10 protein-coding genes, 1 tRNA gene and 1 pseudogene are annotated in these 15630 nt (G+C 68.9%); 6 read left to right on the top strand and 6 right to left on the bottom strand.

Going from position 1 to position 15630, the window contains the following annotated elements; all coding sequences use genetic code 11:
- Positions 1-187: 187 nt before the first annotated feature.
- Entirely contained in the window at positions 188-1324 is a 1137-nt protein-coding gene (locus tag ACIRPT_RS33655; RefSeq protein ID WP_403834159.1) for a DUF4185 domain-containing protein, read from the top strand.
- Between the two features lie 336 nt (positions 1325-1660).
- Entirely contained in the window at positions 1661-2431 is a 771-nt protein-coding gene (locus tag ACIRPT_RS33650; protein WP_403834156.1) for a hypothetical protein, read from the top strand.
- 209 nt (positions 2432-2640) lie between these two features.
- Here ACIRPT_RS33650 and ACIRPT_RS33645 read toward each other — a convergent pair whose 3' ends face one another.
- The 5 genes and pseudogenes from ACIRPT_RS33645 to ACIRPT_RS33625 form a co-directional block, all read right to left on the bottom strand.
- On the bottom strand, positions 2641-3954 hold the full coding sequence (locus tag ACIRPT_RS33645; protein WP_403834154.1) for a M64 family metallopeptidase: 1314 nt from the start codon (positions 3952-3954) through the stop codon (positions 2641-2643).
- Positions 3955-4665: 711 nt separating this feature from the next.
- Positions 4666-4852, bottom strand: a pseudogene (locus ACIRPT_RS33640) (IS5/IS1182 family transposase); the annotation flags it as partial.
- Positions 4853-5402: 550 nt separating this feature from the next.
- Entirely contained in the window at positions 5403-5840 is a 438-nt protein-coding gene (locus tag ACIRPT_RS33635; protein ID WP_403834151.1) for a hypothetical protein, read from the bottom strand.
- 271 nt (positions 5841-6111) lie between these two features.
- On the bottom strand, positions 6112-6699 hold the full coding sequence (locus ACIRPT_RS33630) for a hypothetical protein (protein WP_403834148.1): 588 nt from the start codon (positions 6697-6699) through the stop codon (positions 6112-6114).
- 178 nt (positions 6700-6877) lie between these two features.
- Positions 6878-6962: transfer RNA gene (locus tag ACIRPT_RS33625), tRNA-Leu, on the bottom strand.
- A 105-nt stretch (positions 6963-7067) separates the two neighbouring features.
- On the opposite strand from ACIRPT_RS33625, the gene ACIRPT_RS33620 reads away from it, so the two are divergent.
- Positions 7068-8417: a DUF2254 domain-containing protein gene (locus ACIRPT_RS33620; protein WP_403834146.1), complete on the top strand. Its 1350-nt coding sequence runs from the start codon at positions 7068-7070 to the stop codon at positions 8415-8417.
- Positions 8418-8462: 45 nt separating this feature from the next.
- On the opposite strand, the gene ACIRPT_RS33615 is transcribed toward ACIRPT_RS33620, so the two are convergent.
- Positions 8463-10028: an aldehyde dehydrogenase family protein gene (locus ACIRPT_RS33615; protein WP_403834144.1), complete on the bottom strand. Its 1566-nt coding sequence runs from the start codon at positions 10026-10028 to the stop codon at positions 8463-8465.
- A 451-nt stretch (positions 10029-10479) separates the two neighbouring features.
- On the opposite strand from ACIRPT_RS33615, the gene ACIRPT_RS33610 reads away from it, so the two are divergent.
- From ACIRPT_RS33610 to ACIRPT_RS33600, 3 genes are read left to right on the top strand one after another with little or no spacing between them, the layout of a single operon-like run.
- The gene (locus ACIRPT_RS33610) at positions 10480-12162 is read left to right on the top strand and encodes a thiamine pyrophosphate-binding protein (RefSeq protein WP_403834141.1); all 1683 of its coding nucleotides are present in this window, start codon (positions 10480-10482) and stop codon (positions 12160-12162) included.
- A gap of 13 nt (positions 12163-12175) precedes the next feature.
- Entirely contained in the window at positions 12176-13405 is a 1230-nt protein-coding gene (gene frc / locus ACIRPT_RS33605; RefSeq protein WP_403497578.1) for a formyl-CoA transferase, read from the top strand.
- Positions 13406-13461: 56 nt separating this feature from the next.
- On the top strand, positions 13462-15603 hold the full coding sequence (locus ACIRPT_RS33600) for an acetate--CoA ligase family protein (RefSeq protein ID WP_403834221.1): 2142 nt from the start codon (positions 13462-13464) through the stop codon (positions 15601-15603).
- Positions 15604-15630: the final 27 nt, after the last annotated feature.

Raw genomic sequence — 15630 nt, 5'->3', positions numbered from 1 at the left:
ACGTGTTGCCACCCGCCCGTCCAGCCGGCGCGCCATGCACATTCTTCCCGCAGACTCCGGCATGCCCATCAGCGAGGCCATCGTCATGTCATCGCCATTTCATCGGCCGTGGTTAGCGTCGACGCTGTCCGATGCAGGCAGACCGCCCAGCGTCGGTCGTTTTCCACCGATGAAAGGCATTGATGGGATGACGCGTCCATCGGACGAGAAGGATTCGACGACCGGCGGGCACTCCCGCCGTAAGTTCCTCAAGATCGGCGTCGGCGTCGCCATAGGGGCGGGGGTCGTCGGTTCGGGTACCGAGGTGGCGATGGCCGGCGGGCCGGGCGACCCGACCAGCCCCACCCTCGCGACCAAGATCAAGAACCTGAGCGGCCCGGTCGAGACCGGCCCGTTCGCCTCGCCGTGGACCGACCTCGGCATCCCCGCGCGGTGCCCGGACGGCACCATGCTGTTCGTCGGCGGCGACACCTTCAACGGCGACCACGTACCGCAGCCGGGCGAGCCCGCCGACGACTGGCGCGCCCCGGTCGGCCTGCGCTCCAGCAGCGCGGACCTGAACAACCTGCGTATCGACGGAAGCGTCGGCGGCGACCACGCCAACAGCCTTGTCGACGAGCCGCACAGCCCGGTCGGCGACAAGGCCACGACGGCTATCCCGTCCGACGTTTTCGTCGTGGACGGCGTCATGTACATGCATCTCATGCGCGGTGTCATCTACGACACCCACCACACGGACTTCTGGCGCTCCACCGACAACGGTGAGACCTGGGAATACCTGTGCCAGTGGCCAGGTGACCTGCACGGCGGCCAGTTCCAGCAGAAGACCTACGCGGTGGCCGAGGGCGACTACTGCTACGTCCTGTCCACGGTCTTCAACCGTGACGTGGAATCAGGGATGTTGCTGCACCGGGTACGGAAGGACAGCCTCGGCAACGCGGACGCCTACGAACCGTGGGGCTACGCCGACGGCGACTGGCGGTGGGGCGCGCCCCCGACGACTGTCTTCGGCACCCGCAAGTGGGGCGAGATCTGCTTCCGCGCCATGGATGGCAAGTACGTCCTCACCTGGCTGAACATGAACCCGCTGTCGATCCGGGCGATGGTCTTCCCGCTTCCGACCTCGGACCTGACCAGGACGCTGGAGCAGACGATGATCCTGCCCTGCAGCCCGGGGCAGGAAGTGGCCAACCTCGTCGCCAGCCCGTACGGCGGGTTCGTCATCCCGGGCTCGACGTTCGGCAACTTCCACATCGTCGTCAGCCAGTGGTACGACCCGAGGAACTACCGGGTCATGCAGTACAAGGTCAACATGCTGTCCTGAGCCGGGACGTTTCCATCGGGCGCCGTCCTCGGGCGGCGCCCGGTCCCCTCGCCGGCCTTGCCCAGGTCAGGGGCTGTCTCCGAGCCTCCGAAGACCGCTGCAACGCCATGGCACCGCGGTTCCGATGGAGTTCACCACCTCGAACCTGGACGACCTGATGGCCGGGCACGACCGGCATACCGCAGATCGCCGGGAAGAATCCTTCACCGCGCCAGCTGCATGATCAGCCCCCGGAGAACGTCCGAACACGACCCCTCGGTACAGAACGCCGGGGCGAACTCGCCTGTCGTCGGTGGCCTTCGGGCTCGCTGTTGGTACCCACGGAAAGATGTGTTCATGGCCAAGCTGATAGTCCTGCTCATCGGCATCGCGGTGATCTTCTCGGTGATCGCCTTCCAGGGCGGCAATCCGCCGGTCGGCGTCCTGTTCGCCGTGGTGGCGGCCGCCCCGGTCGTTTACCTCGGATACGTCCTGGGAAGCAGGCGCAGGGTCGGCGCGGTGCAGGACCTGCGGCCGGAACAGCGCAGGCGGCGGACGCTGTTCCTCCGGCTGACAGCGGTGTTCATGGTGGCGGCGGTCGGCTACGGCGCCTACTGGGTGATGTTCGAGCCGAAGGCCGGCGACAAAGCGCTGAGCCGCGTCTCCGACTTCGAGTCCGGCTGCGGCAGCGGCATGGCCCGCAAGTACTTCCCGCAGGCGGCCGACCACGCGGGCGCGGGCCCGCACCCGATCGCGATGTTCACCATCAGCGAGTCCGGCTCCCCCCGTCCGGCCTTCCCGGCCTCCGGCACGGCGGACTACTGGAGCGGAAACAAGCTCGACCCACACCGGGTCCAGCTCATCGCCTGCCTGGACACCCCCGACGAGGGCGAGTTCCTGACCGACTGCAAGTTCACGACGGACACCATCAAGCTGTACCGCGGCGTGTACGACGTCACCGTGTACGAGGCCAGGACGGGCAAGGAGGTCGGCAGCGAGCGGCTGCGCGGCACCGCGAAGCCCGACTGCCCGGGGTTCGTCTACCTCAAGAAGGGCACCGACGAGCTCCACACCGAGCCCGAATTCGCCGACTACCAAGCCGTGTTGCGCAAGTACGTCGACAACTGACCCCCGCCACACCGGCCGCCGGATCTGGAACAGGCAATCCACATACGAGGTACTTCTGGACGTCGAGGACGTCTCCTTCGGCTGCACCACCGCGATGCGTGGGAACCCCCAGGACACATGGAGCACAAGAAGGCCGAGCACCGGCTCCTCCCGGCGAAGTCCCTCCGGCGCCGTCCATGCCCCGGCGGCCGGGACGGGTCACTGTCCGTTCAGGGGGCGATCCGCCAACTCAACTTCCCGGACAGCAGCTTGCGCACCGCCGGGTGGCGCACCGCGTCCGTGCGGTCGGTGGCGCGGGCGGTCACGGTGTGGCTGTAGCCGTCCGCAAGGACGCCGAGAGCACGCGGAACGACGGCGGTCCGGCCGCGCGCGGCCTTATGCTCGCGACCGTCGACATACCACTTCACCCGTGCGGAGGTGGGCAGCGAGACCCTGATGCGATCCCCACGACGCAGCGCGCGGTCGGTGGCGACCGGGCTGCTCAGTACGCTCGCATGGCGGTAGAAGGCGGCAATCATCGCCTCGCGGCCGGGGAGGTTGAACTCCCGGCCGAGCGAGCGCATGATCGAGTTCTCGGTGGGCCGGTTCAGCCCGTACTGGTAGTAGCCGCCACCCTCGTACGCACCGACCGTGCCGCCGTCCGGCGACTCCTGGCCGAGCCAGCGGTACCACTTCTGCCGCTGGGCGGTCATCTGGTCGGCGGAGAGGGTGGTGAGGTTGGTCTCGGTCGGCTCGGGGCCGGAGTAGGTGCCGGACTCGCCGTAGTCGTACTCGTCGGCGAGCTTGCCGAGCGAGTGACCGGTCTCGTGCACCGCGATCTGGTCGGACCGGTCGTTGTCGGACGAGGCGGTGGCGATCCCGTCGTAACCGACCTGTGAGGAGATGTCGTTGTAGCCTGCGCCTCCGTACTTGGTGGAGTTCGACAGGACGACGACGAGGTCGGCGGCCGGGGCCTTGGAGGCGTACGCCTCGACCTTGCCGGTGTCGACGCAGAGCAGGCGTTCGGTGCCGTCGCAGAAGAAGGCCGAGTTCAGCGCGGTGTCGCGGACCACGTCGTTGGTCGGGTCACCGGAGACACCGGAGTCGTTGGACACCGCATCGACGGCCCACACGTTGAACAGGCCGGTGTACGAGGCATACGGCTCGACCGCGGATATCTTGGCCCATTTGGCGCGGACGTCGGCGTGGAAGTCCTCCTGCTGGGTGGCGGTGTAACCGTCCCCGATGAAGACGACGTCGAGCTTGTCGCCCACGGGGCCGTTCTGCACGATCGGGGTGACATCTCCGTCAGTGGCTGCGATCGCCGCCTTTGCGGACCGGGAGAGCGGCTTGGGGGCGGGGACGGTGGTGTGCCGAGGATGGCCGCCGGGTCCCGTGAAGTACTCGACCTGCTGGGTACGTCGGGGCTGCGGGGAGTGGTCCGGGGTGCCCGGTGCCGCGGTCGCGGCGGCCGTGGTGCCGGTCAGCGCCGCGACGGCCAGGCAGGCGGCCGCCGCGGTCCGTAGGGATATTCGTCTGAGCATGGGGGGTTTCCTTCCGCATCCCGCCTGCTGAGCGGGGATGGAACCGGATTCAAACGCGCCCAACGTAAAGGGCACGGCGGATACGGAGCAACGGATGATGCCCAAGTGGTGTTAGATAGAGGTGAGTTCAGGCCCGAGCCCAAAGAAGGACCGCAACGATCGCAGGAACGGACTTCGGGGGTCACCGGCCCAGCCCCTTCGGCCCTCCCCCGCCGCCGTGACTACGTGGCCGCGATCCGCCGATCTGCCGACCTGCCGACCACCGGCCCAGCTCCTCCGAATACAGCAGCTCGTGCCGGCCTCCCCATGTGCTCCGGTAGAGCTCACGGCCCAGGTGCGGTGTCGAAGCGCCCAGGAGGCAGCTCCGCCGGCTCGGCAGCGGGACAGCGGGCGAGGGATGCGAGGCCGGCGGGGGCGCTGGGGGGACGGTCATGCCCGGCCCCCGATCGTTGTGGCTCGCCCGCGCGGCCAGTCCGTAAGGCCGGCCACGGTCTGGGGCGCTGGAGCGGCGCGCGCGGGTGGCCGAGCACTGTGTGGTCCGGAAGGCCAGCCGCTCGGGTTACCTCGTCAGCCCGGGTGTAGGCCGCTGTCTGCCCGAATGCTCGTATCGGGTGCCACATGTCCGGATGTACTGAGCTGACGCCGGCGCAACCTCGACGACCACCACCCGTCCCGCGCCGCTGTCCTACCCGAGCGTCTCGTGGTGGTGGTCCGTGCAGCAGGATTCGGACCCGTTAGGCCCCCCGTTTCAGGCCCGCACGTTCACCAAGTCGATCGCTCAGCGGAACCAGTTCGACTCGCCACGGGCACCGAGCTCGCCGAGGACCAGACGGTGGAGCTCGGCCCGCACTCTGGCCCAAGTCAGCCAAATGAGATGACGCCTTGACCGCGCAGCCCCAACTTCCGTCCCTCTCATAGCTGTTGCCGCAACGGTGGAATTACTTCACCGCACACCGAAGAACGGCGCATGGGCGAGTTCAACCGCGTCGGGACACTTCGTTACCTCCACCTCCGTGAAGGTCCGCGAGCGCGCTTATCCACACATCCGTTTGAGCACATGGAGTTCATCTGGAAGCGACGGATGAACTCAGCCTTTCGAGACCATGGAGATGCCTCCCGAGGCTATGGAGAACATTCCCGCAAGCGCCTTTCGAACCTGCGGATCTCGATCAATTCTCTCCATCGACGCGAGCACCTCTGGAGCGATGTCAATCGTGGTCACGCCGCCTGCGGCATCCCCCTTTGCCGTCCGGAGTAGAACGAGGCACCGATAGGAGCGGACTTCACCATTTCGCTCCTCCCGCAATAGAGTGCAGAGGAATACGGAAGCCTCCTTCACCTGCCCACGGAGAGACGCCTCGGAGGGCCACCGTGTTGCCCATCCTTCCCTCTCTGCCCGCGACTGCAGTTCGAGCAGATCCCCGAAGCTGACCTGGCACACGCGAAAATCAGGATCCGAAGACCGGACGAGTGACATAGACGCTACTCCCCTGACGTGGGTTCTCATCCCCGCCAAAAACATCGACACGGATGGGAGTTTCGGGGTCGATACAGCCATCGCCCACCCTGGTCATGATCTCATCCCATCGCTGGTGCCCACCGAGAACTTGCCCTCCGCGCGAAAGCGCTTCGGCCGCCTCCGCGATGCCGAGGGTCGCGACGGCCGCAGCCTGGTCGGCAATGAAGGTGATGGCCAGTACGGTCAGTTCAGCGATCGCCTCCACCTTCATCGCCACGATCGTGTCCGCCGCGATATCCAGCGCGTCGACCACCACATGACAGGCGTTGACCAGCTCCGTCATGTGACTGTCGGACATCTGGCCCCACTTGGCCAGCAACGCCTCATACGACGCGCCCTGATACACGTCCTCCAACTGCTTGACCACGGACGTGGATTCCTTGTGGGTGCGCGAAATCCCGCACATGGGACCCGAATTCGCGGACTTTATCCTCATTGATGTCCGGCCAGTTCACCCCGATGAACTGAAGGAACGACACCGGCTCCGCCTGCATTCACTCGCCCCCATTCGCCCCTGCCGCCGGTGAACAGCCCCCGGCGCCGCGCAACCGGAGCATCGGCACGGCCCAACCGGTAGCGAATCACGCCCTCGCTATCGGGGCTCCGTAGCATCAGCCACCGTACCGTCAAGGCCGGCGTCACCCATTCGGACGGCCACCCGCTGCCAGGGAGTCGATGAGCCACGGCACCCAGCCCAAGAAGGTGTCAATCATGACGGCACCCCATCCATCTCGATCCACCAGCCAAGCCAACAGTCCCCCACGGCATGGGTTGACCAAAAGGGCCGCAACCGGGGCGGACAACAAGAAACGCGAGCCAGCCGGATGCGCTTCGCCTGCTACGGCTGTGTCTCCACCGAGGACCACCAGGATCCCGAGGCTTCGCGTGCCAGGCAGCCCCGCGAGGAGATCATCCTGCCGGAGCTGGACAAGTGGATCGCGAAATCCTTCGCCCCGGGACAGCTCACTGCCGCTCTCCGCGCCATACAGGAAACGCAGGCCGGCTCCGCGATCCCCGTCGATGCGGCGGCAGTGACAGCCCGGAAGACGATCACTGATTGCGACCGCCTCACCCAGTACCAGGCGGCGCTCGACGCCGGAGCCGACCCGCAGCTCGTCAGCAAATGGATCAACGAGACCCAGACCCAGAAAACCTCGGCACAACAAGATGTCCTCGCGGCGACCACCGCCCAGCCCGAGATCCCCACCTCGGCCCAGATCGCGCACATGGTCACCGAGCTCGGCTCGATGACCGACCGGCTACTCGCCGCCGAGCCCGAGCGCAAGCACCCCCTCTACGAGGGCTTCGGAATCATCCTCCACGTCGACATGCAAAACAGGGTCGTGACTGTGGAGTCACGACCCTGTTTTGCGTGTACATATGATCCGTACGATCTGTTATCTGTGTCCGAGGGGGGACTTGAACCCCCACGCCCGATAAAGGGCACTAGCACCTCAAGCTAGCGCGTCTGCCATTCCGCCACCCGGACTAGGTGTGATCTTCGCGGGGCGTTCCCCGCGGCGACATGGACAACAATACCAAGGTTTCGGAGTGCCTTTCACCTGCGTATCCGTGCGGGGCATAACCTCACCTTATGGGTAATGAGGGACATCTCGCTCAGCTCTGGAGGCCGCGTCGGCCGCGGGTGCGGTCGTCGTTGCGGGAGCATCTGCGGGACACGTTCTGGTTCGCGCCGACGGTGGGGCTGGCGTGTGTGGTTCTGCTGTGGGTGGGGGCGCTGGCGGCCGATGCGGAGATTGTGTCGGCGTTGCAGGAGGCGAGGGCGTATGACGAGGTCAGGGAGCTGATCTCGATCGCCGAGGACGCCAGGACGATCGTGACGACGATCAGCTCGGCGATGATGACGTTCATTGGTGTCGTCTTCAGCATTTCGCTGGTGGCGGTGCAGATGGCGAGTGGGCAGATGACGCCTCGGGTGGTGCGGATCTTCGTCCGTAGCCGGATCAGCAAGGCCACGCTCACCGTCTTTCTGGCGACGTTCTTGTTCTCGCTGCTGGTGCTGACGTCGTACGAGAGCGAGAGCGATGTGCGGCAGGTCACCTCGGTGCCCGTGGTGCAGAGCCTGCTGACCATGGCGCTGGTGGCGTTGAGCTTGTTGCTGTTCATTGCGTATGTGTCGGCGACCCTGCGGCTGATGCAGGTGGGGCCGGTGGTGGACCGGATTGCCCGGGAGACGTTTCGGATGCTGGCGCGGAGCGAGGGCCAGGGCGAAGAGCGGGACGGAGTCGGGGGGCCCGGCGGGGTGGCGGTGCCGGCGGAGCGGGGGCGGGTGGCGTATCAGGGGCCGGCCGGGGTGTTGCTGGATGTGCGTGTGGCGCGGCTGGTGCGGGTGGCGCGGCGGCACGGGGTGGTGTTGCGGCTGATTCCGCGGATCGGGGATTTCGTGATGCCGGGGACGCCGGTGCTGGCGGTGCACGGCGGGGCGGTGCCGTCGCGGCGGGCGCTGCGTTACGCGGTGTCGGTGGGGGTGGAGCGGACGTTTCACCAGGATCTGGGGCTAGGGCTGCGGCAGCTGTCGGATATCGCGCTGCGGGCACTGTCGCCGGCGGTGAACGATCCGACGACGGCGGTGCAGTGTCTGGACCGGATGGTGCAGATCCTGGCGGCGGTGGTGCACCGGCCGCTCGGGGCGGTGCACCACCGGGACCGGCGGGGTGTGGTGCGGCTGACGCAGGGCGGGCCGACGTGGGGCGATCTGGTGGATCTGGGGATGTCGGAGATCCGGGAGTCGTCGGTGGGCAGTCCCCAGATGACACGGCGGCTGTTGGCGGGGGTCGATGATCTTCTGCTGCTGGCGCCGGCGGGGCGGCGGGAGCCGTTGGTGCGGCACCGCGCGCTCCTGCTCCAGGCGGTGGAGCGTACGGTGCCGACCGCGGCCGAGCGGCGGTTCGCCTGCTGCCCCGATCGGCAGGGAATTGGGTAAGGGGGTACAGGGGGCGGGGGAGGCGGGACGCGCCGGTGACGGTGGCTAGGGCATCAGGTGGTAGTCGGGGAAATTGCCCGGCAGGCGCTCGGACGCGGGGCCCTCGGTCACCGCTCGTACGAGGAGTTCGCCGCCCACGAAGGCGCCGCTCCAGGAGTTGCCGAAGCCGCCGAAGAGTTCCTCGCGGTCGCCGCGGGAGCGGGGCTTGCCGTGGCCGACCTTGAAGGCGCGGATCTGGGGGGCCAGCCGGGCGTAGGTGTCGGGGTCGTCGGTGGAGAGGGTGGCGACCAGGGCGCCGTTGCTGGCGTTCATGGCGGCGAGGAGTTCGGCCTCGGTGTCGACGAGGACGATGGTGTCGACCGGGCCGAAGGGCTCGGCGTGGTGGAGGGGGGAGGACGGGGGCGGGGCCAGGAGAGTGGTGGGCGGGAGGTAGGCGGAGGTGTCCTGGGAGGGGAGGAACCACCCCGTGGACAGGTCGCCGCGGTGGAGGGGGACGGCGCCGCGGGAGATGGCCTCCGTGGCCAGGTCGGCGAGTTCCTTGGCCTTGGCGGCGTTGATGAGGGGGCCGAAGTCGAGGGTGGGGAGGGGGTCGTCGGGGGCGGCCACGGCCAGTGGGTGGCCGAAGCGGACGCCGCGTACGGCCGGGAGGTAGGCGGCGAGGAAGTCGGCGAACGCCTCGCGCTGGACGACGAAGCGGGGGTAGGCGGTGCACCGCTGTTTGGCGTAGTCGAAGGTCTTGTGGAGCAGGGGGGTGAGGGCGTCCCAGTCGGTGTAGTTCCAGATGGCCCAGGTGTTGAGGCCTTCTTGTTCGAGGATGTGGCGTTTGCCGAGGTCGGTGACGGCGGTGGCGACCCGGGCGCCGGTGTCGCGGCCGCCGACGAAGGAGACACAGCCGATCTCCGGTGAGCCGACGAGCGCCGGGGACAGCTCCCCGCCGCTGCCGCTGACGAGGGTGGCCGGGACGCCCTCGCGGGCCGCGAGGGCGCAGGCGAGGGTGAGGCAGGCCAGGCCGCCGTCGGTCGGGGTCTTGGCGATCACGGCGTTGCCGGCCAGGGCCTGGACGAGCATCGCGTGGATCAGGACCGACATCGGGTAGTTCCAGCTGGCGATATTGCTGACCGGGCCGGGAAGCGGCGACCGGTCGGTGAGCATGCGGTCGATCTCGGTGACGTACCAGCGGACCCCGTCGATGGCGCGGTCGACGTCGGCCTGGGCGAGCTTCCAGGGCTTGCCGATCTCCCAGACGAGGAGGAGGGCGAGGAGCTCGCGGTGTTCGGTGAGGGCGTCGAGGGTGGCGGAGATGCGCGCCTTGCGTTCGGGGAGCGGGACGTGGCGCCAGTCGCGGTGCTGGTCGAGGGAGGCGCGTACGGCGCGGCGCGCGGCGTCCGCGTCGAGTCGGGGCGGGCCGACGATGGGGGTGCCGTCCACCGGGCTGGTGGCGGGCAGCGGGGCGCCGTCCTGGTGCCATGCGGCGGCCCAGAGGTTGAGGACATGGTCGTCGCGGAACGCCTCGGGGGCGGCGGCCAGGCTGCGCTGCCAGGCGTCCTGCCAGGACGTACCGGGTTTGAGGGTGAGGGTGGGGGTGGAGTGGGCTTCGGGGGTCGGTGCCATCGGTGTCTCCGCTCTCGGTGCACGGCCGGAGGGGCAGGGTGGTGGCGCTCGGGCGGCTCCCGGGGGAACCGTGTTACTGGACGGTAGTGGTGCGGGGCGGTGCGTGGGACGGTCCGGCGTCAGGTATGGCGAGTGTCACTCGGCGCGGGCGGCGGGACCACCGGGAGGAGGCCACCGACGGCCGGTGCCGCGGATGCCGTGTGGCCGTGCCGTGCGGAGCGCGGAGAACAACACGCCCAGCCCGTCGGAGAGTTGCCTGGCCCGGTGTCCGGACGGGGCCCGCGGCCGCTGCTCCTTGACCTGATCGCCGTGCGCCCTCTGGACATCGGCGATCCGATGAGGGATAACGGGTTCATACAGTATTCGTCGACTGTATGCAATCTGCCGCGAAGTCGGCGGACCGGTCCGTACGCACCCCTGCCGACACCCCTATGAAGGGAAGCGATGCCCCATGCCCGAGGATGCCCAAGACCTCATCTCCGGTGGGCACTTGGTCGCCAAGGCGCTCAAGGCGGAGGGGGTCGACGTCATCTACACCCTCTGCGGCGGCCACATCATCGACATCTATGACGGCTGCGTCGACGAGGGCATCGACGTGGTGGACGTACGCCATGAGCAGGTCGCCGCGCACGCCGCGGACGGCTATGCCCGGATCACCGGCAAGCCGGGCTGCGCGGTGGTCACCGCGGGTCCCGGAACCACGGACGCGGTCACCGGCGTCGCCAACGCCTTGCGCGCCGAGTCCCCGATGCTGCTGATCGGCGGGCAGGGCGCGCGCAGCCAGCACAAGATGGGGTCGCTGCAGGACCTGCCGCACGTCGACATGATGACGCCGATCACCAAGTTCGCCGCCACCGTGCCGGACACCGCGCGGGCCGCCGACATGGTCTCCATGGCGTTCCGCGAGTGCTATCACGGCGCGCCGGGCCCGTCGTTCCTGGAGATCCCCCGGGACGTGCTGGACGCCAGGGTGCCCCGGGAGACGGCGCGGGTGCCGCGGGCGGGGCACTACCGCGCCTCGACCCGGTCGGCCGGTGACCCGGAGGCCGTACAGAAGCTCGCCGATCTCCTCGTACGGTCCGAGAAGCCGGCGATTCTGCTGGGCAGTCAGGTGTGGACGACCCGGGCCACGGGCGCGGCGACCGAGCTCGTACGGGCCCTCGACGTCCCCGCGTACATGAACGGCGCGGGCCGTGGCACGCTGCCGCCCGGCGATCCCCACCACTTCCAGCTCTCCCGCCGTTACGCCTTCGCGCACGCCGACCTGATCGTGATCGTCGGCACGCCCTTCGACTTCCGGATGGGCTACGGCAAGCGCCTCTCCCCCGCCGCGACCGTCGTCCAGATCGACCTGGACTACCGGACGGTGGGCAAGAACCGGGACGTCGACCTGGGCATCGTGGGCGATGCGGGGCTGGTGCTGGCGGCCGTTGCCGAAGCCGCGTCCGGGCAGCTCAACGGCGGCGCCGGCAAGCGCAAGGAGTGGCTGGAGGAGCTACGGGCCGCGGAGCGGACCGCCGTCGAGAAGCGGCTGCCGCAGCTGCGTTCGGACGCCGCCCCGATCCACCCGTACCGCCTGGTCAGCGAGATCAATGACTTCCTGACCGAGGACTCCGTCTATATCGGTGACGGCGGCGACATCGTCACCTTCTCCGGGCAGGTCGTCCAGCCGAAATCGCCGGGCCACTGGATGGACCCGGGCCCGCTCGGCACGCTCGGTGTGGGCATCCCCTTCGTCCTCGCGGCCAAGCAGGCCCGGCCCGACAAGGAGGTGGTCGCCCTGTTCGGCGACGGCGCCTTCTCGCTCACGGGCTGGGACTTCGAGACCCTCGTCCGTTACGACCTGCCGTTCGTCGGGATCGTGGGCAACAACTCGTCGATGAACCAGATCCGTTACGGCCAGAAGGCGAAGTACGGCGAGGAGCGCGAGCGGGTCGGCAACACCCTCGGCGACGTCCGCTACGACAAGTTCGCGCAGATGCTGGGCGGTTACGGCGAGGAGGTCCGCGACCCCGCCGACATCGGCCCCGCGCTGCGCCGGGCCCGCGAGTCCGGCAAGCCCTCGCTGATCAATGTGTGGGTCGATCCGGACGCGTACGCCCCCGGGACCATGAACCAGACCATGTACAAGTGAGGAGCTGACGGCCATGACCAAGGCCCTCGACGGCATCCGTGTCCTCGACATGACCCACGTACAGTCCGGTCCGTCCGCCACCCAGCTGCTCGCCTGGCTCGGCGCGGACGTCATCAAGCTGGAGGCAACCACCGGTGACATCACGCGCAGGCAGCTGCGCGACCTCCCGGACGTCGACTCCCTCTACTTCACGATGCTCAACTGCAACAAGCGCAGCATCACCCTCAACACCAAGACCGAGCGCGGCAAGGAACTGCTGACCGAACTGATCCGGCGCAGCGACGTCCTGGTGGAGAACTTCGGTCCCGGCGCGGTGGACCGGATGGGTTTCACCTGGGACCGCATCCGGGAGATCAACCCGGGGATCGTCTACGCCTCGATCAAGGGCTTCGGCGACGGCCCGTACACCGCCTTCAAGGCGTACGAGGTGGTCGCGCAGGCGATGGGCGGGGCGATGGCGACGACCGGCTTCGAGGACGGGCCGCCGCTGGCGACCGGGGCGCAGATCGGCGACTCGGGGACCGGTGTGCACTGCGTCGCCGGGATTCTGGCTGCGCTCTTCCAGCGCGAGCGTACCGGCCGTGGACAGCGGGTCAATGTGGCGATGCAGCATGCGGTGCTGAACCTGTGCCGGGTCAAGCTGCGCGACCAACAGCGGCTGAAGCACGGGCCGTTGGCGGAGTATCCGAACGAGAGCTTCGGCGACGAGGTGCCGCGCAGCGGTAATGCCAGCGGCGGCGGGCAGCCGGGGTGGGCGGTGCGGTGTGCGCCCGGCGGCCCCAACGACTACGTGTACGTCATCGTGCAGCCGGTCGGCTGGCGGCCGCTGACCGCGCTGATCGGGCGGCCGGAGCTGGCCGAGGACCCGGACTGGGCGACGCCGGAGTCCAGGCTGCCCAAGCTCGCGAAGATGTTCCAGCTGATCGAGGAGTGGAGCCGCACGCTGCCCAAGTGGGAGGTGCTGGAGCGGCTGAATGCCCACAACATCCCCTGCGGGCCGATCCTTTCGACGAAGGAGATCGTCGAGGACGCCTCGCTGGCCGCCAACGAGATGGTCGTGACCGTCGAGCATCCCGAGCGCGGGGCCTTCACCACCGTCGGATCGCCGCTGAAGCTGTCCGACTCCCCCGTCGAGGTCGACCGTTCGCCGCTGCTGGGCGAGCACAACGAAGAGGTGTACGTGCGCGAGCTGGGGCTGGATGACGAGGAACTGCGGCTGCTCAAGGCGAACGGGGTCATCTGATGGCGCATCCGGGGAGGGACCTGAAGGGGGATCCGGCGGTGCGTCCGACGAGTCCGATGCGGGATGCGCCGGGCCGGCAGGAGGCCGTACGGGCCGTGCTGGCGGCCGCGCGGGCCGAGGGGCGGACGGCGCTGACCGCCCCCGAGGGCAAGCTGATCGCGGATGCGTACGGCATTCCCACCCCGGCCGAGGGCCTTGCGGAGTGCGCCGATGACGCGGTGGCGCTCGCCGACCGGATCGGGTTCCCGGTCGCGCTGAAGATCGTCTCGCCGGACATCCTGCACAAGACGGATGCGGGCGGTGTACGGGTCGGGCTGGGCTCGGCGGCCGAGGTCCGGGGCGCGTTCACCGCGATCGTGCGGAACGCGAGGGCGTATGACCCGAAGGCGGCGATCGCCGGTGTCCAGGTGCAGCAGATGGTGCCCGACGGGCAGGAGGTGATCGTCGGGACGGTCACCGATCCGACCTTCGGGAAGATCGTGGCGTTCGGGCTCGGCGGGGTGCTGGTCGAGGTCCTCAAGGACGTCACCTTCCGCCTCGCGCCGGCCTCGGTGCACGACGCGGCTTCGATGCTGGACGGCATCCGGGCGGCGGAGATACTGCGCGGGGCGCGGGGCGCGCCGCCCGTGGACCGTGCCGCGCTGGCCGACCTCATCGTCCGCGCGTCCCAACTCGCCGCGGAACACCCGGAGATCGCGGAGGTGGACCTCAATCCGGTGTTCGCCTCGCCGGAGGGGGTGCGGGCCGCGGATGTCCGCATCCTGCTGAGCAAGGGGGCGGTGGCGGAGCGCCGCAGGCATTCCCGGGACGAGATCCTCGCCGCGATGCGCCGGCTGATGCAGCCTCGGTCGGTAGCGGTCATCGGCGCCTCCAATGAGCCGGGCAAGATCGGGAATTCGGTGATGCGCAATCTCCTCGAGGGCGGGTTCCCCGGGGAAATCCATCCGGTGCATCCCAGGGCCGATGACATTCTCGGCCGCAAGGCGTACACGTCGGTGATGGACGTGCCGGGAGAGGTGGATGTGGCGGTCTTCGCCATCCCCGCGCCCCTCGTCCCCGCGGCGCTGGAGGAGGTCGGCCGCAAGGGCATCCCGAACGCCGTCCTGATCCCCTCCGGCTTCGCGGAGACAGGTGAACACGCCCTGCAGGAGCGGATCGTGGCCATCGGCGAGGAGTACGGGGTGCGGCTGCTGGGGCCGAACATCTACGGCTACTACTCCCCCTGGCAGGACCTGTGCGCGACGTTCTGCACGCCGTACGACGTCAAGGGCGGGGTGGCGCTGACCTCGCAGTCCGGCGGCATCGGGATGGCGATCCTCGGCTTCGCGCGGACCACCCGGACCGGCGTCTCGGCGATCGTCGGGCTCGGCAACAAGTCGGACGTGGACGAGGACGACCTCCTCACCTACTTCGGCGAGGATCCCCACACCCGTTGCATCGCCATGCATCTGGAGGACCTCAAGGACGGGCGGGCGTTCGTCGAGGCCGCGCGGGAGACCGTACGCAAGAAGCCGATCGTGGTGCTGAAGGCGGGCCGGACCGGCGCCGGGGCGAGGGCCGCGGGCTCCCACACCGGGGCGCTGGCCGGTGATGACGCGGTCTACGACGACATCCTGCGGCAGGCCGGCGTCATCCGGGCGCCGGGCCTGAACGACATGCTGGAATACGCGCGGGCGCTGCCCGTACTGCCCATCCCCAAGGGCGACAACGTCGTCATCATCACCGGCGCCGGCGGCTCCGGCGTCCTGCTCTCGGACGCCGTCGTCGACAACGGCCTTCGGCTCATGGACATTCCCGAGGACCTGGACGCCGCCTTCCGCCGCTTCATCCCGCCGTTCGGCGCGGCCGGCAACCCCGTGGACATCACCGGCGGCGAGCCGCCGTCCACGTACGAGGCCACCATCCGGCTGGGCATGTCGGACCCGCGGATCCATGCGCTGGTGCTGGGCTACTGGCACACCATCGTGACCCCGCCGATGGTCTTCGCGAAGCTGACGGCGCGGGTCGTCGAGGAGTTCCGGGCGCGCGGCATCGAGAAGCCCGTGGTCGCCTCGCTCGCCGGGGACACCGAGGTCGAGGAGGCCGCCGCGTACCTCTTCGAGCGGGGCGTCGTGGCCTACCCCTACACCACCGAGAAGCCGGTGGCGGCGCTCGGTGCGAAATACCGCTGGGCGCGGGCGGCCGGGTTGCTGAGCTGACCCGGCCGCTCTCCGGGATCACGAAGA

Origin of the sequence: Streptomyces sp. NPDC101227 (assembly GCF_044767545.1) — a bacterium.
Taxonomy (GTDB): Bacteria; Actinomycetota; Actinomycetes; order Streptomycetales; family Streptomycetaceae; genus Streptomyces.
This window is presented reverse-complemented; position numbering and strand designations above follow the sequence as displayed.

What these genes read in the sequence shown, in the direction of transcription:
- ACIRPT_RS33655 (WP_403834159.1), top strand. Translation starts at nt 188, where the DNA reads ATGACGCGTCCATCGGACGAGAAGGATTCGACGACCGGCGGGCACTCC.
- ACIRPT_RS33650 (WP_403834156.1), top strand. Translation starts at nt 1,661, where the DNA reads ATGGCCAAGCTGATAGTCCTGCTCATCGGCATCGCGGTGATCTTCTCG.
- ACIRPT_RS33645 (WP_403834154.1), bottom strand. Translation starts at nt 3,954, where the DNA reads ATGCTCAGACGAATATCCCTACGGACCGCGGCGGCCGCCTGCCTGGCC.
- ACIRPT_RS33620 (WP_403834146.1), top strand. Translation starts at nt 7,068, where the DNA reads ATGGGTAATGAGGGACATCTCGCTCAGCTCTGGAGGCCGCGTCGGCCG.
- ACIRPT_RS33615 (WP_403834144.1), bottom strand. Translation starts at nt 10,028, where the DNA reads ATGGCACCGACCCCCGAAGCCCACTCCACCCCCACCCTCACCCTCAAA.
- ACIRPT_RS33610 (WP_403834141.1), top strand. Translation starts at nt 10,480, where the DNA reads ATGCCCGAGGATGCCCAAGACCTCATCTCCGGTGGGCACTTGGTCGCC.
- frc (WP_403497578.1), top strand. Translation starts at nt 12,176, where the DNA reads ATGACCAAGGCCCTCGACGGCATCCGTGTCCTCGACATGACCCACGTA.
- ACIRPT_RS33600 (WP_403834221.1), top strand. Translation starts at nt 13,462, where the DNA reads ATGCGGGATGCGCCGGGCCGGCAGGAGGCCGTACGGGCCGTGCTGGCG.